General features: G+C 28.4%; 22 protein-coding genes. 8 read left to right on the top strand and 14 right to left on the bottom strand.

All coding sequences use genetic code 11. The features are described 5' to 3' along the window. Positions 1 to 8 precede the first annotated feature (8 nt). The 3 genes from GFV00_RS07700 to GFV00_RS07690 form a co-directional block, all read right to left on the bottom strand. Positions 9 to 788, bottom strand: a complete 780-nt coding sequence (locus GFV00_RS07700; RefSeq protein ID WP_160542676.1) for a rhomboid family intramembrane serine protease — start codon at positions 786 to 788, stop codon at positions 9 to 11. Between the two features lie 35 nt (positions 789 to 823). Continuing rightward, complete coding sequence (gene mutL / locus GFV00_RS07695; protein ID WP_160557399.1) at positions 824 to 2,581, bottom strand: DNA mismatch repair endonuclease MutL; 1,758 nt, start codon at positions 2,579 to 2,581, stop codon at positions 824 to 826. Between the two features lie 137 nt (positions 2,582 to 2,718). After that, positions 2,719 to 3,030, bottom strand: coding sequence for a hypothetical protein (locus GFV00_RS07690; RefSeq protein WP_160557400.1), 312 nt, complete (start codon positions 3,028 to 3,030; stop codon positions 2,719 to 2,721). A 353-nt stretch (positions 3,031 to 3,383) separates the two neighbouring features. Between GFV00_RS07690 and GFV00_RS07685 the strand changes: the two genes are divergently transcribed. The 3 genes from GFV00_RS07685 (at position 3,384) to GFV00_RS07675 (ending at position 6,519) form a co-directional block, all read left to right on the top strand. Beyond that, complete coding sequence (locus GFV00_RS07685; RefSeq protein WP_160557401.1) at positions 3,384 to 3,818, top strand: hypothetical protein; 435 nt, start codon at positions 3,384 to 3,386, stop codon at positions 3,816 to 3,818. Between the two features lie 205 nt (positions 3,819 to 4,023). After that, positions 4,024 to 5,847, top strand: coding sequence for a hypothetical protein (locus tag GFV00_RS07680; protein WP_160557402.1), 1,824 nt, complete (start codon positions 4,024 to 4,026; stop codon positions 5,845 to 5,847). Between the two features lie 9 nt (positions 5,848 to 5,856). Then, positions 5,857 to 6,519: a response regulator transcription factor gene (locus GFV00_RS07675; protein ID WP_160557403.1), complete on the top strand. Its 663-nt coding sequence runs from the start codon at positions 5,857 to 5,859 to the stop codon at positions 6,517 to 6,519. A gap of 311 nt (positions 6,520 to 6,830) precedes the next feature. On the opposite strand, the gene dinB is transcribed toward GFV00_RS07675, so the two are convergent. Further along, a complete protein-coding gene (gene dinB, locus GFV00_RS07670; protein WP_160557404.1) occupies positions 6,831 to 7,922 on the bottom strand; it encodes a DNA polymerase IV in 1,092 nt (363 codons plus the stop codon). Between the two features lie 563 nt (positions 7,923 to 8,485). Here dinB and GFV00_RS07665 point away from each other — a divergent pair. Next, positions 8,486 to 9,475, top strand: coding sequence for a polysaccharide deacetylase family protein (locus GFV00_RS07665; protein ID WP_160557405.1), 990 nt, complete (start codon positions 8,486 to 8,488; stop codon positions 9,473 to 9,475). 126 nt (positions 9,476 to 9,601) lie between these two features. Here GFV00_RS07665 and pth read toward each other — a convergent pair whose 3' ends face one another. The 4 genes from pth to mfd all read right to left on the bottom strand — a co-directional run bounded on the left by pth (position 9,602) and on the right by mfd (position 15,787). Beyond that, positions 9,602 to 10,168, bottom strand: a complete 567-nt coding sequence (gene pth / locus GFV00_RS07660; protein WP_160557406.1) for an aminoacyl-tRNA hydrolase — start codon at positions 10,166 to 10,168, stop codon at positions 9,602 to 9,604. 39 nt (positions 10,169 to 10,207) lie between these two features. Then, the gene (locus GFV00_RS07655; RefSeq protein WP_160557407.1) at positions 10,208 to 10,945 is read right to left on the bottom strand and encodes a glycosyltransferase; all 738 of its coding nucleotides are present in this window, start codon (positions 10,943 to 10,945) and stop codon (positions 10,208 to 10,210) included. 22 nt (positions 10,946 to 10,967) lie between these two features. Then, positions 10,968 to 12,353 (bottom strand): DUF6056 family protein, encoded by a 1,386-nt coding sequence (locus GFV00_RS07650; protein ID WP_160557408.1) that lies wholly within the window; start codon positions 12,351 to 12,353, stop codon positions 10,968 to 10,970. A 68-nt stretch (positions 12,354 to 12,421) separates the two neighbouring features. Next, positions 12,422 to 15,787, bottom strand: coding sequence for a transcription-repair coupling factor (gene mfd / locus GFV00_RS07645; protein WP_160557409.1), 3,366 nt, complete (start codon positions 15,785 to 15,787; stop codon positions 12,422 to 12,424). 115 nt (positions 15,788 to 15,902) lie between these two features. Between mfd and GFV00_RS07640 the strand changes: the two genes are divergently transcribed. Then, on the top strand, positions 15,903 to 16,763 hold the full coding sequence (locus GFV00_RS07640; RefSeq protein WP_160557410.1) for a beta-1,6-N-acetylglucosaminyltransferase: 861 nt from the start codon (positions 15,903 to 15,905) through the stop codon (positions 16,761 to 16,763). 3 nt (positions 16,764 to 16,766) lie between these two features. Beyond that, a complete protein-coding gene (locus tag GFV00_RS09895; protein ID WP_160562699.1) occupies positions 16,767 to 17,093 on the top strand; it encodes a hypothetical protein in 327 nt (108 codons plus the stop codon). Positions 17,094 to 17,164: 71 nt separating this feature from the next. Here the strand turns inward: GFV00_RS09895 and GFV00_RS07630 are convergent, their stop codons facing one another. The 5 genes from GFV00_RS07630 to GFV00_RS07610 all read right to left on the bottom strand — a co-directional run bounded on the left by GFV00_RS07630 (position 17,165) and on the right by GFV00_RS07610 (position 23,179). After that, positions 17,165 to 18,490 (bottom strand): S9 family peptidase, encoded by a 1,326-nt coding sequence (locus tag GFV00_RS07630; RefSeq protein ID WP_160557411.1) that lies wholly within the window; start codon positions 18,488 to 18,490, stop codon positions 17,165 to 17,167. Positions 18,491 to 18,902: 412 nt separating this feature from the next. After that, positions 18,903 to 20,234, bottom strand: coding sequence for a S9 family peptidase (locus tag GFV00_RS07625; protein WP_160557412.1), 1,332 nt, complete (start codon positions 20,232 to 20,234; stop codon positions 18,903 to 18,905). A 232-nt stretch (positions 20,235 to 20,466) separates the two neighbouring features. Next, entirely contained in the window at positions 20,467 to 21,537 is a 1,071-nt protein-coding gene (locus GFV00_RS07620; RefSeq protein WP_160557413.1) for an endonuclease, read from the bottom strand. A gap of 305 nt (positions 21,538 to 21,842) precedes the next feature. Then, the gene (locus GFV00_RS07615) at positions 21,843 to 22,952 is read right to left on the bottom strand and encodes a CapA family protein (protein ID WP_185150003.1); all 1,110 of its coding nucleotides are present in this window, start codon (positions 22,950 to 22,952) and stop codon (positions 21,843 to 21,845) included. A gap of 44 nt (positions 22,953 to 22,996) precedes the next feature. Then, positions 22,997 to 23,179: a hypothetical protein gene (locus GFV00_RS07610; protein ID WP_160557414.1), complete on the bottom strand. Its 183-nt coding sequence runs from the start codon at positions 23,177 to 23,179 to the stop codon at positions 22,997 to 22,999. Positions 23,180 to 23,226: 47 nt separating this feature from the next. Here GFV00_RS07610 and GFV00_RS07605 point away from each other — a divergent pair, with 47 nt between their 5' ends. Then, positions 23,227 to 24,045 (top strand): DUF6427 family protein, encoded by an 819-nt coding sequence (locus GFV00_RS07605; RefSeq protein ID WP_160557415.1) that lies wholly within the window; start codon positions 23,227 to 23,229, stop codon positions 24,043 to 24,045. A 137-nt stretch (positions 24,046 to 24,182) separates the two neighbouring features. On the opposite strand, the gene GFV00_RS07600 is transcribed toward GFV00_RS07605, so the two are convergent. After that, positions 24,183 to 24,533: a helix-turn-helix domain-containing protein gene (locus tag GFV00_RS07600; RefSeq protein WP_160557416.1), complete on the bottom strand. Its 351-nt coding sequence runs from the start codon at positions 24,531 to 24,533 to the stop codon at positions 24,183 to 24,185. Positions 24,534 to 24,691: 158 nt separating this feature from the next. Here GFV00_RS07600 and GFV00_RS07595 point away from each other — a divergent pair, with 158 nt between their 5' ends. Next, positions 24,692 to 25,219 carry an NAD(P)H-dependent oxidoreductase gene (locus tag GFV00_RS07595; protein WP_160557417.1) on the top strand — a complete coding sequence of 176 codons (528 nt, stop codon included), beginning with the start codon at positions 24,692 to 24,694 and terminating at the stop codon, positions 25,217 to 25,219. The last annotated feature ends 200 nt before the right edge of the window (positions 25,220 to 25,419 follow it).

The raw sequence follows: 25,419 nt of genomic DNA, 5'->3' as shown, positions 1-25,419 counted from the left end.
CAACTGATTTAATTCCAACGATATCTGTTTTTTAGCCAATGACGAGTCAAAAAATAACCAAAAACGGCTCCTCCTAAATGAGCGAAATGTGCTACATTATCTCCTTGCGATTGTTGAATTCCTAAATATAATTCTAATAAAACCATAATCGGAATAAAATATTTAGCCTTCATTGGGATCGGTGGAAAGATTAACATTAATACGGAATTAGGAAACATCACTCCAAAGGCTACTAAAATCCCATAAATGGCTCCACTGGCTCCCACCATTGGGGTGACTAAATCTACATATAGCTTGCTTGCAATGTATTGATTAGTCCCTTGAGGCAAAGTATTCAACCATGCATATGCTTTTTGTTCCACATTATTATTTGATATTTCATAACTTAATTTTGCGTATTTGCCAACTTCGTTTAAAGGAACATTGGCAGATACTAAAGAATCATACACTTGCTTGAATTCAAAGTAATTAACTAAATTAAATAAAGCAAAAGCTCCTAACCCACAAACGAAATACAAGATCAAATATTTTTTAGCTCCTAAAGACTGTTCTACAGCAGATCCAAACATCCACAGAGAAAACATGTTGAAGAAAAAATGTGTAAATCCTCCATGCATAAACATATGTGAAATTATTTGATACCAATGAAAATTGGGGGATAAAGGGAAATATGCTCCAAAAAGAACCGTGAGATCTATCCCGCGAGTAGATAATATATATGTTGCTATAAAAAACAGAGTGTTTAATAGTAAAAGATTTTTAGTTACCGCTGGTATGGTTCTATTCATTATTTTAAAAAATTAATTGTTCTAAATGATGGTTATTAATCGAAATTTGGCATGGGCAATATTTCATAATTTCTTTTTCCAAAAGGATTAAATTTAGGACATCCTAAAGTTATGAAATTCTCCCAAATAGGTAAGAAATGTGACGGTTGTATAAATTCATTTCTTTTTCTGGCAGAAACTTTTGAAATGGTTTTACTAAAAAATATAGAAAATTCTTCTTCGGAATGTTCAGATAATTCATTTAATAAATAGTCAATTAATTCAATTATTTTTTCCTGCATAACATCCGATGGTATTGCTGTTATCGTCAGTAAATCTTCTTCAATTTCCATATCCAAACCCTCTGCAAATAATGCGGTTTTAATTGAATCTAATTTCTCTTTTTCAAGATCATATACCGGTCTTTCTATGGGAAACAATAATTGTTGACTTAAGACATTCCCTTTCGAGTTTTTCATATGATTTTCATATAAAACTGTCTGATGTATTCTATAGGGATCTAAAATCCATACATTGGAATCTTTTTCAGTAATCCATCTTCCATTGGATAATCGTAATAGTGACGATTCGGTGATAGTTTCACTAGGATTATCAAACATTTCAGAAGTTAAAATTTCTTGTCTGGAAGATGCATATAATTCGTTCAAATTGACTTTTTCGGCACGTGACGGTTTACCGAGTTTAGTATCAAATGGATTATAGGACGAATTAATATTTATTTTAGGTTCAACAACGGGAGTATCTTTTTTATTAAAGGAAAAACTCCAATCAGGATTTTGATCAAAATCTAAGCTTGGAACAACATTATAAACCCCAAGGGATTTTTTTATGGCTGTTCTTAATAATGCATATATTGAGCCCTCGTCTTCAAATTTAATTTCTGTCTTAGTCGGATGAATATTAACATCTATTCTTTCCGGATCAATTTGTATATAAAGAAAAAATGAAGGCAAAAACCGCGGCGGAATTAATCCTTCAAATGCATCTTGTACCGCCTTATTTAAATAGGTTGACCTGAAAAATCTCTGATTTACGAAAAAAAATTGTTCTCCTCTTGCTTTTTTAGCACTTTCCGGTTTTCCAATAAATCCATTCAATTTAATCCAATCTAACTGTTCTGCTATCGGGATCAATTGATGTTGAATTTTTCTGCCAAAGATTTCCGAAATTCTTTGTAATAAACTCCCTGAACGAAGCCTGAACATTTCTTCGTCATTATTAAATAATTGAAATTGTATATCTTCATGTGCTAAAGCAACTCTATGGAATTCGTCTAAAATATGTCTAAATTCAACGGAATTGGATTTTAAAAATTTTCTTCTTGCCGGTACATTAAAAAATAAATTTTTAATTAAAAATGTGGATCCAACTGCTGTATTTACGGGAATTTGAGAAATGATGTCTCCTCCTTCAATAATAATATGAGTTCCTAATTCATCTTCCTCTTTACGAGTTTTTAATTCAACTTGAGAGACAGCTGCTATGGAGGCTAATGCTTCTCCTCTAAAGCCTTTGGTGTGAATATGAAATATATCTTCTGTAGTTGTTATTTTTGAGGTTGCATGTCTTTCAAATGACATTCTTGCATCAGTTACGCTCATTCCCACCCCATTATCAACTACCTGAATTAGATTTCGACCCGCTTCTTTTATGATAAGTTGAATTTGCGTTGCTTTTGCATCGATAGCATTTTCTAAAAGCTCTTTTACTACAGAAGAAGGTCTTTGTACTACTTCTCCTGCCGCTATCTGATTGGATACATTATCCGGAAGTAAGTGTATTATATCAGGCATACTACAAAGTTATTAAAACTATTAGAAACCTCAGCACATCCTTTTACTTAATAAAAAAAGAAAGAAAAATTATTTAATTAGCAATAATTTAAAAAATACTAAATTTATTTCACAAAAACTAATCAGTTACCTATATCTTAAATAATCTGCTTTTTTACAGGCAATTTTTTCTCTTTATTATAAAAGTCAACAAAGTTTTCATAGCCAATATATTTACATAAGAAATCTAATATATGCCTATTAGGTTCTCCTGTAGCTTTTTCTCTTCCTCCAATATATTTATCGTAATATCTTATAAATGTCTTTTCACTAATACATGTCTTATATTCTTTCTCAATCTTAGAGGAAATATGTTTTGAAAGAGGTGTTTTTAACACAAGTAATGATTCATTTTTAGCTTTATTAAAAGCCTCATAAATGATCTTCTTAATTACATCCTTATTCCCCATATCTTAATTCTAATAGTTAGTAAATTCCTTATTGCAAGTAGTAACAAATGAAGCAAAATTTGGAAAAAGTCTTAAAAAAGTCTTTAGTATGTCTTTATTTTACTTTATATTATCAGTTACTTTGTATTTAAAATTTTTTAATATATTTTATAGCAAATATACTAAATGTATTCTAATAAGAAATAAAGAAGTTGTAGTGTTTTAATAGATTTGGGAAGCCTGTTAATTACTGCACTTAATATTTCTTGCTTCCCTAATACATAATAGTATTTTAAATGCTAGAAAATAGTTAAAATTAGTTAGTAATCTAAAAATTTTATCTCAAATTTTTAACAAATAAAAATTAAATAAACATGAAAAAAATAACAGCATCCATAGTAAGTTTATCTTTAAGCTTATTCATGGTATCATGCAACGACGATTATAGTGATATACCTATGCAAAAATCTCTATCTGCTGAAAATACATTAAACAGTCAGACACAAAAAGAGGAAAATAATTCCGATAACAAGGAAATTGGAAATTATTTAGTAGATATGGACATCAGCGGTGAAACTGCTCAAAATCCTGTGAGAAGAATGGACATTAGCGGTGAAACTGCCCAAAATCCTGTAAGAAGAATGGATATTAGTGGTGAAACTGCCCAAAATCCTGTGAGAAGAATGGATATTAGCGGTGAAACCGCCCAAAATCCTGTAAGAAGAATGGATATTAGTGGTGAAACTGCTCAAAATCCGGTAAGAAGAGTGGATATTAGCGGGGAAACTGCTCAAAATCCTGTGAGATAATATTAAATTCATAATAAAAAAATGATAAAATTACAAATTATATAAGACGTTTAATTTTATCAATAATTTACAATTTTATACGGCAAGGAATATGTATATTCCTTGTCTTTTTTTATAATTATCTATAAATTACTTAACAAATATATATTTTTCACGTATAATAAGTTTCAATATTATAAGTTTATATTTTTATATTTAGGGAATAATGAAAACTTTTATCATATTTTTATCCTATATCTTTATTATATTGCTAAATTTATCTTCGTGCAAGGATTTAATTACACGAAAAAAGAAATCCAATGAATTAATTAATACAACAAAAGCACTCCCTTCTTCAATAATTGACTATTCTAATGAAACAATCCAATTAACTCATAAAGAGATTTTTAAGCTAATAAAAGAAAAAAATAATAAATCTTTAGCCAACATTTATTTTCAAATGGGTCATTATTATTTAAATAAAAATAAAAGTGATAGTGCATTTTATTATTTTAATCATGCAAAAGAAGCCTATTTACTTGATAATAATAATGTCTTTATCGGTAAAAGTTTAATTGACATGGCCATCATCCAAGCAAATGAAGGAGATTACATAGGAAGTGAAGAGACCGCTGTTGAAGCATTACGATATATTAAAAAATCTCAACATGATGCTTCCTTATCTGCTGTATATAATTGTTTAGCCATATCTAAAACAGAACAAAAAGATTATGATCAAGCAATAATTTATTATAATTTGGCTTTAAAATTTTCAACTAACAAGATATCTGTTATTAACATAAAAAATAATGGTGCTGTAGTTAATATTAAAGCCGGAAATTATGACAATGCCATTAAAATTTTAACCAAATTAAGCAACGATCCTTTTTTAAATAATCTTCCTATTCAAAAAGCACGAATAACTGATAACTTAGCTTATGCGAAATGGTTATATAATCCAAACTATAAGGCAGATAAAATTTTATATCAAGCCCTAAAAATGAGGGAAAAGGCTTCTGATTCCATTGGGCAAATTGCCAATCATTATCATTTATCGGAATACTATGAAAAAATAAGCTTTAAAAAAGCTATTTTCCATGCAATTAAAATGTATAATATTGCCTCAAAATTAGGAAATATAGATGATCAACTAGCAGCGATGCAAAAAATTATTCTTTTAGATACTCCTTCTACACGTGAAAAAAATTATTTTAATTCCTATATTAGATTAAATGATGAAATAAATTTGAAACGAATTAAAGCAAAAAATCAATTTGCTTTAATTCGTTATGAAGTTGAGAGAAACAAAGAAGAAAACGCTTTATTAAAGGCAGATAATGCCCAGAAAAACTATTTACTTTTAAAGCAAAAAGTGATGTTTGGTTCTGTTATATGTCTTACCATTTTAATTTTAATATTATTAATATTCTGGTATCAAAGAAGAAAGGCTAAATTTAGACAAGAAAAAATTGAGGAAGTTCATCGAACCAAATTAAAATATTCAAAAAAAATTCACGATGAGGTTGCTAATGGCATTTACTTTTTGATGGTTCAACTAGAAAATAATTCAGATGCAAAACCAACAAAAATAATTGATGAATTAGAGCTTTTATATCATAAATCAAGAGATATTTCTCATGATGAAGAATTTAAAATTGATTTGAAAGAAGAGTTTTCTATTACTTTACGAAATTTGATAAAACCATATGGAGCTAAAAATACTCGCATTATTCTGATTGGCAACGAACCCCATATTTGGAAAAATATTTCAAACAATAAAAAGGAAGATATATATTATATACTTAAAGAATTAATGACTAATATGAAAAAACACAGTAAAGCTGATATTGTTACGTTAAAATTTAAAAAAGAATATTCAACCATTTCTATAGAATATTCAGACAATGGCGTTGGCTTAGCTGGTTCTAATGGTGGAAATTTTAAAGACTTAAAGAACATAAAAGATAGATTGGATCCTACACAAGGGTGTTACTTTATTGATAAAGGAAAATTGACAGGTTACTCAATAAAAATTATTTACTCAATCTAATTTATATTAATGTTTAAAAAAATACTTATTACAGAAGATTTTGACAGTTATAACATTGGCATTAAAAAAACTGTTGAAGAATTAAAAATTCCTATTATTGACCAAGCTTTTTATTGCGATGACGCTTTGCTTAAAATCAAAAGAGCAATTATAGATCATGATCCTTACGATTTGTTAATAACTGATTTATCTTTTGCTTCTGATTATAGAGAACAAAAATTGGAAGGGGGTGAAGATTTAATACTTACCATTAAAAATGAACAACCTGAACTTAAAATTATAGTTTTTTCGATTGAAAATAGATTTCATAAAATTAAATCTATGTTCGATAGATATAAAATAAACGGATATGTGACTAAGGGAAGAAATGACGCAAAAGAATTGCAAAAAGCAATAGTGTCGGTATTCCAAAATGAATCTTATATCTCTAATGATAACTATAAAACAACTCAAAACAATTTATATGAATTAACGGAATATGATATCAATTTATTAAAATTACTTTCTCAAGGATATACCCAGAAAGAGGTTGAACAGAATTTAAAAGAAAATCAAATAGTGCCTAATAGTGAAAGTTCGATTGAAAAAAGGCTCGCTTTACTTAGAGCATCTTTTAATGCAAAAGATACTAAACAATTATTAAGCTTAACAATTGAATTGGGCATTATTTAAAAAGATTTTTTTGAATTACGGATATCCTTAAAATTTTTAAAATTACTAAACATATATTTGCTACTGATTTCATAATTAAATAGATAAAAATATAATGTTTAAGCAAATTGATTTATTTATATCTTTTTTATATCTCTAATTTATATATAAAAATTATTTAGAGGATTTATTAGTTAGTTAAAAAAACATGGTTAATAAAAATTAACCATGTTTTTATGTAATTTAACAATAATTATATATATGTTTTAACTTAATTTTAAGTTAAAAAGTAATTGTAGAATAAAATCATTCACTGATATAAATATTTATTTTTATTTAAAAATATTAAATTCTTTAAAAGGAATTTTTAATTGAAAATTTTTAGGAATATCATTTCCTAAATCCGACTCCGAATTTTTAATGCTTACCCCTATCAATCTAATTTTCTTATCCAAGTCAAGTGAATAGAGTAATTCCAGAGCAATTTTATAGAGTTGAGGAAAATCCGTTATAAAACTCGTTATTGTTTTACTTCGCGAAATTATTTTAAAATCAGAGAATTTTATCTTTAAAATAACGGTACGGCCTTTAAAAGAATTTTTATTCATTCTATGGATTACATCTCTACAGATAGTTTCTAATTCCGCATACAATCGAGGTAAAGAATTTGTATCTTCCATAAATGTATTTTCTGAACCTACTGACTTTCGTATCCTATTGGGATTAACTTCTCGATTATCGATTGCTCTCGCATTTAAATAGTATAAACTCCCGTGTTTACCAAATAGCTTTATAAGATCATCTTCAGATTTTTTTTTCAAATCTAAACCGGTATTAATTCCTATTTGATGCATTTTTTCCGCAGTTTTTTTTCCTATTCCGAAAAAATCTTCAATTTTAAGGTTTTCTACAAATTTTTCTGCTTTTTGAGGAGTAATAATAAATAAGCCATCGGGCTTATTATAATCTGAAGCTATTTTTGCAAGGAATTTATTGAAGGATACACCTGCTGAAGCTGTCAATCCGGTTTCTTTAAAAATTTTATTTTTGATTTCTTTTGCAATATCCCTGGCAAATTCCATATTTTTAAGATTATGGGTTACATCTAAAAATGCTTCATCTAACGATAAGGGTTCTACTAAATCCGTATATTGAAAAAAAATGTCTCTAATTTGTTTTGAAACAGAACGATAAATTTCAAAACGGGCGGAAGTAAAAATCAGGCCGGGACATTGTTGAATTGCCTGTTTGGAGGACATTGCTGAACGAACGCCAAATTTTCTGGCTTCATAACTGGCTGCAGCAACTACTCCTCTTTCTCCTGCAAATCCAACGGCCAAAGGTTTTCCTCTAAATTCCTCATGATCTCTTTGCTCGATTGAAGCATAGAATGCATCCATATCTATATGAATTATCTTACGCACAATGACAAAGTTACAAAAGGGGTTAATTTAAAATCAACAAAAATATTATTTTTGTGTAAACTTTATTAAGTAAACTCTATTTTTAACAACAGATTTTATATTATCCTTTTTAAATAAATTTCAAATATGTTAATCAAAAAATAATTGAATTTACCTATGATTTATTTCTTACGAATTATAATTTAATCTTTATAGTACTGATTTTATGAGTAATTCACTTTAATAATAGTTGTATTTTTTTAACATTTCTTAAAGCAAAGTATAGTAGTATTCGTTTTGTTTAAATTATACTATTATTTAAAAAGTTAAATTATTAAAATCTATTAAATAATTGTATCTTTATCATTTAGGATTTTTTATTAAAAAACATTTAAAAAAAAATTATTCATTACATAAAAAATAATGATATCATATTTCTGTATTTTTCAAATAAAAATAAAGTTACCATAAAAATGTAACCATTTTATAATAAAAAAGTTATAATATATTTTATAAAATAAAATGGCATGATTTATGACAAAATTATTTTTTAAAATTTTTTAAAAAATTTTAGCTATTCATATATGAAATTATATTGTTTTACCGTCATATTACTTATTAGTTTACTAAGTTGTAAGAAAGAAGATAGCAAAAAAATAAATGCTTTACCTGAAAAAAATGTTACTCATGTTACTTCTATTTCAGACACAACCGGCACACATCATAATAATTCAAAAAAAGATACTACTATACATCACGGTAAAAAAGATTCTTTAATTAAACCTGTTCACCAAAAAAATAAACATTCTTATAAATCAGATAGTGTTGTTAAGAAAAATAAAGATCAAGATAGATATACCGAAACAAGATATAATCATAAAGGAATCGTAAAAGATTCCTCAGATAAATACTATATTTATCTATCCTTAGATGATGGTCCTCAGTTACCGGGTACGCATAATTGTAAAAGTATTTTGGAAAAGTACAATGTTAGAGCTACTTTTTTCATGGTAGGTGTTCACAATACGGGAATAGTAAGAGAAGAGTTAGTGGATTCCATAAACAATAATCCATTATTTATCGTTTGCAATCATAGTGATACCCATGCAAATAATAAATATAGTTTATTTTATAAGAATGCTAAAAGTGCTCTACAGGATTTTTTACGGGCTGAAGGTAAATTAAATCTTAAACATAAAATAGCCCGACTTCCCGGCAGAAATACTTGGGCGGTAAATCATCAGATTAAAGGTGAAACTTCTGCGTTCAATGTTGCTAAAAAACTCGATTCTATAGGTTATTCTGTATATGGTTGGGATTTGGAATGGAGATTTGTTCATAGTAACATTCCGGTTGAAAGTGCAACTGAAATGATAAAAAAAGTTAAATATACTTTGAAAAACGGTAAAACACATAGTCCTAATTCCATAGTAATTCTAGTTCATGACAGAATGTTTGATAAACCGCAATATGCAGATTCTTTACAGAAATTTATTTCTGCATTGAAAAGCGATAAACATTATATATTTGAAACTCTTGATAAATACCCTATTTTATCTTTAGAAAAAAATTAATTATTTTTTTTCGATAAGTTTTTTAAATAAATATTCGTGGAAAATTAGTAGTGGGTTTTAGTATTAATTGTATTTAAATTTTAAAAATTGTTTATTTTTTAGTACTAAATATTTTATAAGGATTTTTTATTTTCCGTTATATTGATTCATAGTATTATTTAAACCTGAAAAAATAAAGGATAGTATTGCATCTGTGCTAGTATCAATTCTTTCATTAAGAATCTTTTTTTCTTCTTCGTTCCACTCCCCTAAAACATATTCAATTTGTTTACCTTTTACATAGTTATTACCGATTCCAAAACGAAATCGCGGGTATTGTTGCGTTTGTAACTTTTCTTCGATACTTTTCAACCCATTATGACCCGCACTGCTTCCTTTGGATTTTATACGAATAGCACCAAAGGGTAGGCTTAAATCATCACAAATAATTAAGCAATTCTCGAGCTTTATTTTTTCTTTTGTAACCCAATAGTTAACTGAATTACCGCTTAAATTCATATAAGTATCGGGCTTTAGAATAAAAGTTTTTCTCCCTTTATATGAAGTTTCACAAACTTGACCGAAATTTTGTGCTTTAAAACTACCTCCAAGTTTTTCAACTAATCTATCAACCAGTAAAAAACCTATATTATGACGTGTATTGCTATATTTTTCTCCTATATTCCCTAAGCCTACTATCAGGTATTTATTCATAAAATTTCGATTTTTGTCGTACTACTCTATAAGAAAAAATCAGTATTTTTTCTTATAGTATTTTTTTATTCTTAAAAGTTCAAAAGGAAGTTTTAAGGAATAAGAAAATTTAACTTTGGAATCTCCCACATCTCTCCAGGCTTCTAAAGGAATTTCTTTTGCTCTTTTTTCAACATTTTCTTTACCAACTATATTCATGAATTTAAAGAAAATTTCAATATCAAAACTCCAATTAGATATAAATGGATCAGCAAATATCTTTTTAGCTATTTCTTGAGAAAATGCTTTGGCTCCACATTGAGTATCATAAACAGGTAAATCTAACATGGTACTGGATAAGGTAGCAAAAATTCTTCCAATTAAATGTCGATGCAATTTTCTTTTTATTTGCGAACCGATTCTTCTGACTCTTGATCCGAATACAAAAATAATATTTTCGTTCATGTATGAACATATACGACTATATTCTTCAACAGAAGTAGCTAAATCGGCATCTAAATATCCTAAAATATCAAAATTTTTCCACGTAAAAACTTCATTGATCCCGGTAAAAATTGCTGCTGCTTTCCCTGCATTTTGCTTTTTATCCACAACCAAAACTTTATCAGGAAATTTTTGATACAATTCATTTAATATTTTTAAAGTTTGATCTGAACTGCCATCATTTACAAAACAGAAAGAAAGATTATTTTCTTCTGCTAAACTTTTTTCAAATTCTTTGACAGGCAACCTGAATTCTTCATTATAACAAGGAACAACTACACAATTAGTTTTCATGATTTATACTATTATATATTAATTATTTAATTATGATCGCTTTTTTATTAAAATATTCAGCCATAGATGCATTATAAAAATGCTTAGGATCAGGGCTTAAATCTGTATGATATATAATTCGTGGTTTTGTTTGTATTGGAGATAAAAATATTGTATCTTCTTTAGATTTTTGAATAATTTTGTATCTTTTTTGAACTTCCTCTTTATATTTTTGAGCTTTACCATTAATGATATCATCGTATGAATAATAAATATTATTGGTTAAATTATAAATTTCACGATCTCTAACGACAAAAGTATAACCTAAAATTAAAATTAGCAAAGAAATATTTACTAAAAACTTTGGCACATAAACTTTATTGATAAAAGGTTCCCGGATTAATTTACAACATAAAATCATTAAAATTATCAAAACACTCAAAAAGATGACGTTAACTGTTCGTAAAGGTGGATTACTCCCTAAAGTATATATACTTGGAAAGCTTCCTATAAATATGACAAGTAAAAATAAAAGTATATAAAAACAATAAGAAAGTGTAAGTAAGGGTAATTTCATTTTTTGTAATGGGTTTCTAGTGCTGTAGAATGCCATAAATATAATTAAAAATGAAAGTATTGAATATCTAATAATTATGATAATTGTTTTTCTAAGAGATTTTAAAATAATTTCCGAAAAGGAATAAGGGTTATGAACAGAATGGGAACGCACGGAATTTCCTGGTGCGATTAGTATAAAAATCGTTAACAGGACAGTCCAAAGTAATAGATAAAAATATATATTGAATAATTTTCTGGTTTTAAAGAAGTTGTAAGCAAACAATAAGAAATTAAGGATCAGCAAATATATCATGGATATTTCATTACAGCCTATAATAAGAAATATCAATAAATAGAGAAATACATTGCGTAATTTTAATTTCTTGGTACTTTTAGTACAAATTCCTATATAAAATAGAAATAAGATGTTGCCCAAATGATAAGTAGCAGAACCGGAAAGCCAATAAAAGGCTGAATTTATTTCGGGTAATTGAAATATATATATAAATGATAGTGTAGAGGCAAGTGTAATCGATAAAATTTTATCTTTTACCAGCTGATAAAACATAAAATAGGAACCAAAAATAAATAAAACTATCATTAAAAATGAAATAATTTTATATCCCAAAAAACTCCCCCAATGGATAGGGTTTGTAATTAAAACTGCTGTTGCGGTATACCTGCTTCCCCAATGCATATATTCATAATATTCTATACCCCAAAAAGTATCTTTACCTAATTTTATAGCATAATTATAATCATCCGCCGAAGGTTCATCATAAAAACAAAGATATAACAAAGGGAGGGTTGCCACAAATAACAATAGGGTTATGAGTTTATCAAAAATACTTAATGTGCGCGATTGACTCATATATTTATTACGTTTAAATCAACAATGAATAATAAATGCTAAGATACATTTTTTTATATGATTCCCATTTATTGATCAATAAATGTATTAATTCTTTCCAAAAAATACAATACATCGTCTATTTTCAGTATCTTGTCTTTTTTAAAATAAAGTTGTAAATTATCGTGTACGTTTTTTTGTTTTAATGAAGCATCAGAAGGATTATTTTGTAAATATTCCAGAACTTTCTTAAAAATATCTGATTGATAATATTTAGATTGAGCATTAATTGGAAAATAGGCCAATAAAACATTATTTTTAATTAATAATTTTTCAAATCCAATATATTTGGAAATCCATTTTAACTTAATACTCTTTAATAAATCTTGAGTTTGATCAGGTAATTTCCCAAAACGATCTATAAGCTCGTTTTTAAAATTGCTAAGTTCCTCTTCATTAGTAATTTCAGATAATTTTTGATAAAGTGAAAATCGTTCTTCTACCTTGTTTACATATTGATCGGGTATTAATAATTCAAAATCGGTATCAATTTGTACATCTGTAATAAATTCCTTCTTCTCGTTTTCTTCAACAAACAAATCTGAAAATTCATCTTCTTTTAATTCTTCTATAGCTTCATTTAAAATTTGTTGGTAAGCCTCAAATCCGATTTCTGCAAAAAAACCACTTTGCTCAGCACCTAACAAATCACCGGCTCCTCGTATCTCTAAATCTTTCATGGCTATATTAAATCCGGAACCCAGATCTGAAAATTGTTCTATTGCTTGTAAACGCTTTCTGGCTTCGGATGTGATAACGTCTAAAGGCGGAGTGATGAGATAACAAAAAGCTTTTCGATTGGATCTTCCTACCCGCCCCCTCATTTGATGTAAATCTGCTAAACCGAATCTTTGAGCATCATTAATAAAAATAGTATTTGCATTTGGAACATCTAAACCGGATTCAATAATTGTTGTTGAAATTAAGACATCGTAATTCCCCTCCATAAAGTCAATCATAATTTTCTCAAGTTTCTTCCCCTCCATTTGGCCATGTCCAATAGCCAGTCGGGCCATAGGCACCAAGCGTTTAATCATCCCTGCGAGTACATCCAAATTTTCAATTCTATTATTGATAAATAATACTTGTCCTTCTCTGTTTAATTCATAAATGATGGCATCCCGGATTTGTTCTTCATTAAAACCAATAAGTTGAGTCTGAACGGGCTGTCTATTGGGAGGCGGAGTCTTAATAACAGACATATCGCGAGCCGCCATTAAAGAAAATTGTAAAGTTCTGGGGATTGGAGTGGCGGTTAACGTTAACGTATCTACCGTTGTTTTTAATGTCTTTAATTTATCTTTTACGGATACTCCAAATTTATGCTCTTCGTCAATAATTAATAAGCCTAAATCTTTAAAAACGATATCTTTACCGATAAGTTGATGAGTCCCTATAATAATATCAATTTTTCCATCGGCAAGAGATTTGATTATTTCTTTTTTTTGTCCGGCAGTTTTAAATCGATTTAAATATTCAATACGTACAGGAAAATCTTTTAGTCTGGACATAAAAGTTTTATAGTGTTGCAAAGCCAATATGGTGGTCGGAACCATAATAGCGCTCTGTTTTCCATCGGTAGCCGCTTTAAAAGCTGCCCTTATGGCAATTTCCGTTTTACCAAATCCTACATCCCCACAAATAAGCCTATCCATAGCAATAGGTTTTTCCATGTCGCTTTTAACGTCTTGGGTAGCTTTTTCTTGATCCGGAGTATCTTCATACATAAAAGAGGCTTCCAGTTCATTTTGTAAATATCCGTCGGGTGAAAACGAAAATCCTTTCTTAGTTTTCCTGTCGGCATAAAGTTTTATAAGGTCAAAAGCAACTTCCTTAACTTTTCTTTTTGCCTTATTCTTAAGGTTTTTCCACGCTGCCGATCCCAATTGGTTAAGAGTTACTTCTGCGCCTTCTTTTCCTGAAAATTTTGAGATTTTATGCAAGGAATGGATATTTACATATAAGATGTCATTATTTTTATATACCAGTTTGATGGTTTCTTGTAACTTATCATCGTTTTTAATTTTCACCAATCCCATAAATTTACCGATCCCGTGATCAATATGGGTTACATAATCTCCCACTTTCAAGTCTGTTAACTCTTTAAGTGTTAAGGATTCTGACTTAGAAAATGAATTTCGTAAATTATATCGGTGATATCTTTCGAAAATTTGATGATCTGTATAGATAAGAAATTTAGAATTATGATCTATAAATCCTTTACTTACATTTGCATGAAAACCTATAAAAGGCACTTCTTTTTCAATTTCTGAAAAAATATCTTGCAATCTACTTTCCTGTTTTTCGGATTGAAAGGCAATGTAATTCTTAAAATGAGATTTTTCTTTTTCAAGCAAATCTTGCCCTAACAAGTCAAATTGTTTATGAAAACTCGGTTGCTCTGTTTGATCCAGCCGTACTGTTTTAAATTCATTAAAATAAGGAATTGAGGAGAATTCAATAAATGAATTCTGAACTATTTTAGAAATCAGCTCATGGGATTGTATATAAAGCTCTTTAGGCTCACTGCGTTTTATATTGTGCGATAAGGTAGCATAAACCTCTTCTGCTTTTGAAAATTTTTTCTCAATATTAGCCAAAGCCAAAGAAAAATCTTTACTTATAAATATAGTGTCCGAAGGCAGGTAATCTAAAAAAGAAACTTTCAAAGTTTCTCTGTGCGAATGATCTATATTAGGAACAATCATAAATTCATCAACCTTTTCTTCGGAAAGTTGAGTGTCAATATTAAATTTACGTATAGTTTCCACTTCGTTACCAAAAAAACCTATACGATAGGGCTTTTCATCAGAATAAGAGAAAACATCTACAATCCCTCCTCTTACAGAAAATTCACCGGGCTGAGTTACAAAATCGGTTCGTTTAAAATGAAAACTGAAAAGCGTTTCATTAAGGAAATCAGCATCGATCTTTTCACCTGTTTTTATTTTAAAACTAATCGAATGTAATTCCGATTTAGTAATTATTTTTTCAGATAAAGCATCAGCATAAGTAATAATAATTTTGGGATTTTGCATTTGCGTGATGCTGTTTATCACTTCTGTTCGTAAAACCACGTTTGCGTTTTGGACTTCCTCAATCTGATAGGGGGTTAGATGAGAAGTAGGATAAAACAAAACTGTATCTTTCCCGAACATATCTTCAATTTCATTCAAAGCATAAGCTGCTTCTTCTTTATCGGCAAAGAGTAACAATACCGTTTTTTTCAAAGAATAATATAAATAACTACTGTAAATGTTAAGGTACGATCCTGCCGCACCTAATACAGATAGTTTTATAGTGCTTTTTTCTTCTAAAAATATGGATACTTCCGAATCTAAAATACTCTTTTTTAAAAGCGGAAAAATTGAGTGTATAATGGAATTTGTTTTCAAAACAAAGTAAAGGTACGAATTTTGTTAATTATTTATTTGCCCAATTATATATTTATTCAGTATATAAAATTTTTGTTTTATTTTTTTTTATTAAATATTTTAAAATTTATTATGAATGGAAAATAAAAAAATAGTAATATTAATTCACGCTCATAAAAATCTTGAATGTTTAAATAAATTGATAAAATCATTAGTTTATGATAATTTTGTTATCTATGTCAACTTAGATAAAAAATCCGACATTAATCCACTACATATTGATTCTAGTGCTATTTTAGTAAAAAAAAGAGTAAACGTAACGTGGGGAGAATATTCCATAGTCAATCAAACTTTACATTCACTCCATCAAATTGTGGATGAACAAGAAGATTTTTCTCATGTTCTACTAATTTCCGGTCAAGATTATCCAATAAAAAGCAATCAATATATTGATGATTTTTTTAGAAAATATAAGGAGAATAGTTTTATTGAGTGCTTGTTAATAACTGAAAACAATAAATATAAACCTTATATATGGAGATATGATCGAAGGCATTATCCCGCGAATCGAATTTTAGAAAGAAAAATCCATACGGTATATAAACTAGCTTATAAATATATTATGGGAAAAGAATATAAAATCAAAATGATTCACAATCTTACCCCCTACTGGGGCAGTCAATGGTGGAATCTATCCAAAGAAGCAGTATATTATTCACTTGAATTTGCAAAAAACAAAAAAATAACTACTTTTTTTACTACAACCTGGTGTTCAGATGAGGTTTTCTTTCAAGTTTTATTGATGAATTCAAATTTGAAAGATAAAATTATAAATAAGAATTTCAGGTATATAGATTGGACCAATTGCATTAATAGTCCGAGAGTATTAAGTGAAGATGATTTTAATAAGATTATTGACTCCGATAATTTATTTTGTAGAAAAATTGATAAAGAAATATCCGATTCTTTAGTTGAAAAATTAGAAAATAGAAGATAATAAATGGTTATATATTTTCCCTATATATTTTATGGTGATTTTCAAGGAATTACTATATTCCCGTTTATTTTTATACGCTATAAACATTTAAAAAAGAATAAAATATTAATCAATCACGAAAGAATACACCTAAGACAGCAACTTGAAATGCTTTGGGTCTTTTTCTTTATTTTTTATATCGCTGAATTTATAGTAAATCTGGTAAAATATAAAAATGCGTCTATCGCTTATAGTGAAATCAGTTTTGAAAAGGAGGCATATGCCAATGAATTTAACTTAGAATACTTAAAAAAAAGGAAGTTTTGGGCTTTTATGAATTATATAAATTAACAAATATAAATACGTAAAAAGCAGATCCAATTAAATTGAATCTGCCTCTTTTTACAATTAATTTAAAAAAACTATTTATAAAGAGCAGTATAAAAGGTCGCTTTATTTAAATAGGGAACTAAAGCGATAATGTGATCTCCTTCAGTAGAAATGAAAGTTACATTACCTCCAAATTTTTTCTGTTGTACAGAGAAATCATAAGCATTTTGATAATATACAGATACATCAGAAACTCCATGTGTCATAATAAATCTACATTTATTTACCCAAGGGGTTACGCTGTTTTCATGAAGAATATCATTCATATAAGCTAAAGAAGGGTCTGTATCAAGATCTTTGATAAATTTTTCTGTATACATTTCTTTAGGATATTGTGAAAAATATGCATTTACTTCTATATCCCAATGAGTTCCGTCGAAATAAGACAAAGAGGTTGAAGCATACGGTTCTTTAAGAAAATCTCTAATATTTATATTAGGATACGCATTTTGTTTATACCCCCACAAACCATATGTTAAAAAATAAGTATGTTGAGTTTTTTCTGAATTTCTAACAATATCCGCAATTTGTTTTAAATTACATGGAGTACCTCCGGTTAACAATAAATTTACAGAAAGTCCAAGTGAAGGGGTAGTTTCAATTTTGCGCCCTATGGATGCTGCCACGAAACCACCTAAAGAATAACCGGTAACGATTAAATCTGTTTTATATCTATATCCTTCTCCCGAAAGTGTAAGTTTAGCCGCATTCAATAAATCCAGTGTTGAATTAACCATTGATTTTGAATCTAAATAGGGATGCTGACATTGTCTGTAAGATTCACCGAATCCAGGATAATCAGGAACAAATATTATAAATCCGTTACTTGCATGAAGAGTCCAATAAGCTAAGAAATCATTATCAGGTAAATTCACATCTTTAAATAAAATGGATGGAGCCGTTTTATTATTGGTATAAGTAGGTGGAGTAGCCACTATAATACGATATTTGGTTAAATCCGAAAGAACAGTTCTTGGAGGAAGTAATAAAACCCCTGAAACATTTATTAAGCCTCCTAAACGATTCGGATGCGCTGTTTTAGTTGTAACTTTTATAACTTTTACACTAGGAACAATTTTAGATGTCGGTTCATTTGATGCTTTTAATTTATCTAATTGAAAACTTGAAACATCTACCCCATATTTTTGTAATTTATTTTTTAAATTTAATAAAGCACTCGAATCAAAAGTAGCTATTACTTCTGATTTTACAGGAACATCAGCTGAAGAAGCTTTAGACAAGTTCTCTACTGAACTTGAAGAAGTATCAACGAAACTATCTTCATTATTACATGATTGGATTGTAAAAGTCACTCCCAATATGAAAGCGATTAAAATCCTTGAAAAATTTTTTTTCATGATTTATGTATATTTTATTTTTTTATAAACAAAAATAATAAATTTTATCTTATAAATTATATCATTAGATATAATTTTTCCCTAAAATATATACATAATTTTTTTTATATATCTAATTACTATTAAAACAAAACATTTATTTACAATTAGAGAATTTTTAAAATACCAATATCATTCCTTATATAATCAGAAAAATGCAATGCAATTATCGTTAATAGTTAACCAATCCATAATACAAAGACTTACATAAAAGTTTATTCAAAAAACATTTTATTTTATTTTATTTTTGATTTACAAAAAGATTTTTTATTAAGTTGCATTTAAGAAATCCCTACAATACTGAAACTATGGTAGCAATATAAAAAAAACAGACCACAGATGAGGCCTGTTTTTTTTGTATATTATTAAAATGCTATTTGTAAAGCATAGTATAAAACGTTGCTTTAGTATAATAAGGTATAATACCTATAATATGATCACCTACAGTAGATATAAAGGTAACATTTCCTCCCGATTGATTCTGTTGTTTTGAAAAATCATATGCATTTTGATAATACACAGAGATGTCTGAAGTACCATGAGTCATAATAAATCTACATTTATTTTTCCATGGCTTAACACTGTTTTCATAAAGAATATCATTCATATATGAAATACTCGGATCTGTATCGAGATTTTTAATAAACTTTTCGGTATATATATCCTTTGGTCTGTTTGAAAAATATAGATTAACTATTAGTTCATAATGAGTTCCATCAAACCAAGAAAGAGATTTTGAAGCATACGGCTCTTTTAAAAAATCATTGATATTAATATACGGATATGCATTTTTTTTGTATCCCCATACACCATACGTTAGAAAAAAATGATGCTGGGTTTTTTCAGCACTTCTAACTAAATCTGTAATTTGCTTTAAATTACAAGGGGTTCCTCCTGTAAATAATAAGCTAACGGATTGTCCATGTGAAGGGTTTGTTTCTATCTCCCGAGCTAAAGATGAAGCTACAAAACCACCTAAAGAATATCCGCTGATTATTAAATCTTTTTTAAATCTATATCCTTTTTTAGTTAAAGTTCTTTGCGCTGATTTTAGAAGATCTAATGTTGAATTAACCATAGCTTTAGAATCTAAATAAGGATGTTGGCATTGTTTATATGAATTTCCAAATCCGGGATAATCCGGAAAGAAAACAATAAATCCATTCAAAGCTTGCAGGGTCCAAAATGCCAAATAATTAAAATGCAAATCGTTATCCATCCACTTAAATCCTTGAAAAACATTAGATGGCGCCATTTTATTATAAGTATAAGTGGGTGGCGGAGCAACAATTATACGGTGTTTAAAAATGGAATTAAAAATGGTTTTTGCTGGTAATAACAATACTCCTGACACATCAATAGTTCCTCCTAATCGATTGGGATGAGCGGTTTTAGTTTTTACTTTTAATACTTGAACTTCAAGTGGTGATTTTTGTGTTTTAGAAGGTTCATTTATCTTTAAATCAGAAACATGTATCCCTGATTTGATTAAATTTTCCCTTATTTCTAATAAGGTATTGTAATCTAAAGTACCTAAATCTTCATATTCGCCAGATCCCCAAGATAAAGATTTAGATAATGTTTGATCTGGGTCTACAGCGCTCGAAGATGATTCATCAAGGCTATCCTCATTTGTACACGATTGTAGGGTTAATAGTAAACCCAATAGAGAATAAATAATAAGTCTAAAGGTAAATTTTTTCATGATTTTAATCTATTAAATTTATTTTATTAAACAAATTTAATAGATTAAATTATATAATATACTCATAAAATAATGAATATTTAAAATAGTAAAAGGATTTTTTTAGACTGATATAACATTATATAACATAATAATAAATATCATAAAAGAATAAAGCCCTAAAGAATTCTTAGGGCTTTAATAAATATAGATACTGTTAATCTATCAATCGTAAATTATTCAAAATTTAGTATCAAGGTTTTTTTATAATTTTAAAAGATTGTTCACCTTTTTTAGTTACTAACTTAATATAGTAGATTCCCACTTGATTAGGAATCGGTATTTGAGTATCATCAAAATTTACAATATAATTTATTAAATTTCCTGAAATGTTATAAATATATATTTCTTTAATATCTCGGCCTTTAACATATACAAAATTTTCAGAAGTAACGGTTGGGTAAACCTTGTATTCTTCAGATTTAATTACTTCATCCATTAACAAACACCCCCAAGTATTTAGTGCTCTGGGCCCACCCCATATGAGAGTGGCAATGTATGGATTATCAATAAATGGATTTCTATTTCCTTGAATGTTGTAAATAACTTCATTTCTAAGTTTTTCAAAAAGGGTTGGATCTTTTTCAGCATTCCACTTCAAATATAAATCGGGCATTTCAACGCTGTAAGTATACGTGCTTTCTGCTGTATTTTTTGCTTCGCACTGACCGGGATATCTAACATGCATATACATTATAATTCTTGCTACAGATCCCTTCCATTCATCCCCCGGATAAAATCCTGTGGATGAAACATTACCGGAATTACCGGTGCCTTCTGCAAAATTGCGATTACTTCGACGGATATTATATTGTTGATCTACGGCTCGTAAGTTATGTGCATCGGTACCGGGACCTCTAGACGAGGTAACCAATTTGGGATTAGCCAATGATTTGGCAAAAACATGCTCTCGAGTCCAAAGTCCTTTACAAGAAGATTTGTGACAAGAGGAATCAACACTTCTTATTCGATTATGCATTACATCTTGCGGATCGTCATTATAGCCATAAATTAATAAAACAGTATTTTGATCCGAATTTTCAGGATCTATATCCGACAATTTTAAGGTCTTCCAGACATCCGGATTTTTAGTATTGCTGTAATACAACCAGGTGGTATGAGTAGCAGTAACTAAAGTTGAGATATCTGATTTTAATTCCTCTCCGTCTTTTGAAAAATCAATAGAATCGTAATAATTAGGAATTTGAGCAACTAGCATTACATGGGCTATTGCCCATAATAAAAGGATAAAATTTTTCTTCATAAAAGTATACTTAGTGAGACTGGTATAAAAATAAAAATATTGGTTGAGATAAAAAAAATAAATATGTCGTTCTTATTCAACTTTACTCGTTACATTCAATCTGACTACGTTTTTTTATAAAGATCATTGTCCATAAAACCCAGTAAACCACTATCTTTCAAATAAATAAATGTAATTAAAAAATTTTGCAGGCATTAAAAATACCTTGCTTATTAAAATTTAATAATTAAAAATATTTTTTTAAAGAATAATCAAATAAGATAGCTGATTGTACCTTATAATATATCGCAAAAAATGAAATTAAATTATCGCTTAATAATCTTTATTTCACCTGATGGAGAGAAAACAAAATGATTATTAGGAAAGTCTGTATAGGTTAAATATTTAATATAATTATACGCTTTGTGATTAGTATCGATTTCAGGTCCTTTTTTTGATCCTTTACTTTGAATGACGGATATAACACGACAAGAAATAAAATTACCTTTAGTATCTGTTTTAATTTTCAAAATAGGAGCATTGCCATTGGGTCCGGTTAACGTAATCTTTCCATACGTGGCAAAATTACCTAAACTGTAAGCAATAAATTTATTATTATAGAGTTCAACGGCCCTGGCAACATGGGGTCCGCTTCCTAAAATAAGATCTGCTCCTGCATCAATGCAAACATGTGCAAATTCTACGACATTCCCTCGATTTTCCCCGGCATAAAATTCATTTTTAAAAGGTATATGCTGATAAGAGGCCCCTTCTCCTCCTCCATGAAACATAACAATAATAATATCAGCTTTAGGTCGTACTTCTTTAATGACTCTTTTAATATCTGCGTAATGAACCGAACTTATTAAGCCCGGACTGTGTCCGGCTCCTATAAAAGCATATCGTATTCTATTTTTCTCTTTAATAGCATATTCACAATGATTCAATACACCGGCATATTGAATACCTAGATTTTTTAAATTTTTTTGGGTTGCATTTCTTCCAAAAGCACCAAAATCATTACTGTGATTATTTGCTATGCTTAAAAAATCAAACCCGGCTTCCTTTAAATAGTTTCCATACGCAAACGGAGATCTGAACACAAAGCAAAAATTCGGATCGGAACATTCTTTTGGTTTTCCTCCGGAATCAAATAAAGTACCTTCTAAGTTACCGACAATCAAATCAGTTTTTTCTTTAAGTACAGGAACTATCCCTTCTAATATATTGACACCCGGCAAGAAAGAGGCTGAAGGATAGTTACTTCCTAACATAATATCTCCTACTGCTGTAATGGTAACAGTATCGGAATTAGCGGATAGGAAATCTTTGGATTCAGTGACAGGATAAGATTTTTTTTCTGATTCTTTGACCTTATTTTTCTTACAGGCAACCGTAATCACCAAAAAGGTCAAGATAATTGAAAAAAATCTCATAAGAGCGTCTAAATGGATATGATACTAGTTTTTAAAGACAAAAATTATAAATGATCTCCATCATATTTATGGTCTTTCTGTGTAAAACCAATAATTCTTTTACACCAATACAAAAGAAATAAACAAAGAATAGCCACATACAACCAATCAACAAAATGTCCAATGACAGGTAAAATTTTGTAAGACCATGTAAATAATTTGCCGATACCTAGTATTAATTCTGTCATGATTTAATAGGTTTTTATTTATATTTTTGTAACAAATATATAAAAAAATGTACTCGAACTCTCCTTCTATCAAATATTTTTTTCCCGTTTTTGGCCTGTGGATCATTTTTTTAGGAGTTTTTATTTATTATCTTAATTTACAGGTTACATCTATTTTAAAATTGTGGGAGATAGTTGTTGTTAGTTCATTGTCATATATTTTAAATACCCTCACAATTTTATATTCAAAATTTAAGAAAAAAAGGAAAATTTGGGCGTTAGCGATTTATAATCTTTTATTTATTCCTTCTTGTGAAGAATTTATAAATTTACCTATAGGTCTTTCTTACTTACTTCTTTCTATGGCGCTTATATTATTGTTAGATATTTTCAGCAAATCTTCTCACTTGAAATATTTTAACATTGGAATGTTCGCTTCTATAGCCAGCTTATTATATTTTCCAACCATTTCAATAGTTTTTTTATTTTTATTCATGACTATTGTATATTATAAGGAAAAAATAAACATATCCCAGTATATAGCAGGTGCATTGGTAACCGTTATACTTACTCTTGAAATAACATTTATTACCGATTCTTTTTCATATATTACTAATTGGATAAATCAATTAACCATTCCAACATTTCACTTTGAATATCAAATCCCTATTTTATTAATACTTCTTGTTGTATTAATTTTAGGATGGATCAGTCAATATTCAAATAAAAATATTTCTGAAGATTTAAAGATTTCTTCACAGCATACTATTTTAGTTTTTTATCTTTTGTTCTGGATTTTAATTTATGCTTTCTTCATGGGAGATAATTATGCCTTGTTGATATTCGTTAGCCTTCCGGTGAGCCTGATCACATCCAGATGTATTTAATATCGATTCCATTTAATAAAAACCATACAGAATGCAACAATATGTTCAAGAAGTATTTACTTTTATATTAATTTAAAAAAAATTTAAAGTTAATTTGATTATGACTTTTTAAACTACAGCCATTTCTATAAAATAAATTAGTTTTGTTTTATTTCAAATAAATTGGTATATAAATTTCCCCAATCTTCAATTTGCTTAAGAAGAGGAATGATAGTAATCCCTAATTCAGTTAAGGAATATTCAGCCCGTAAAGGAACTTCCGGATATATGGTTTTTGATATCAATCCATCCGTTTCCAATTCTTTTAGTTGTTGCTGTAATACGCGTTTATTGATATTTGCTATCCTTTTATTTAGGTCCCTAGGTCGTGAAATACCTTTGTTTATCAATTCAATAATACACAATTTCCATTTTGAACCTATGACTTTTAATGCCACATTAATTCCACAACTTATATCAATAGGTATTTTACGTTTGTATGAAGACATATGAACTATTTTTTTCGAAAGTACAAATTAAAAACTTTACAAATCCATAGAGATAAAATTATCACTATACGATAAAATTAACAGTTATAGTATATTCATATGAAGGTTTGTAATTTTGTGTCAAATAAAAATGAATTACTAACTAAATCTTTAAAAAAATGAAAACATTAATACTTGTAGCCCATCCTCAAATTGAAAATTCAATCATAAATAAACGATGGATCGAAGAACTTATGAAATATCCCGATACTATTTATGTTCATCAGATTTATAAAGAATATCCTGATGAAAATATTGATGTTGAAAAAGAGCAAAAATTAGTTGAAAAATATGATAATTTAATACTTCAATTTCCGATGTATTGGTTTAATTGTCCCCCACTCCTGAAAAAATGGATGGATAAGGTTTTAATATACGGATGGGCATATGGATCTAAAGGAAATAAGTTAAAAGAGAAAAAAATATCTATAGCCGTTTCAATAGGTTTAAATGAAGACAAATTTTCTAAATTTTGGGATTCTGAAACGAATATAATTGACCAAATATTATCCCCTTTTAAAGCTGCATTTACATACACAAAATCAGATTTTCGTCCTTGTTTTAAATTTTTTGGTACTAATGAAGCTACCCGTGAACAAATCGAAGAAAAGGCTAAAGAATATATTGATTTTATACAAGCTCTGTAATTAAAAACTTAATTACTTAAATAACTTTCTTAATTTTATTTTTTAATACATTTTTATTAAATTTTAGGATAGGATTTACAATTTCACAATTAAAAAGAGTATATCCTATCAAAAAATGAAATACGTAAACCCATTGAGCATTTTTAAAAACCATTAATAAGTACTAATTTAGCAAATTCATGTAAATTAATACCTACTAT

This window comes from Apibacter sp. B3935 (assembly GCF_009827705.1).
In the GTDB taxonomy this organism is placed as follows: Bacteria; Bacteroidota; Bacteroidia; order Flavobacteriales; family Weeksellaceae; genus Apibacter.
Note: the sequence above shows the minus strand (reverse complement) of the source record. Positions and strands in the feature narration are given on the sequence as shown.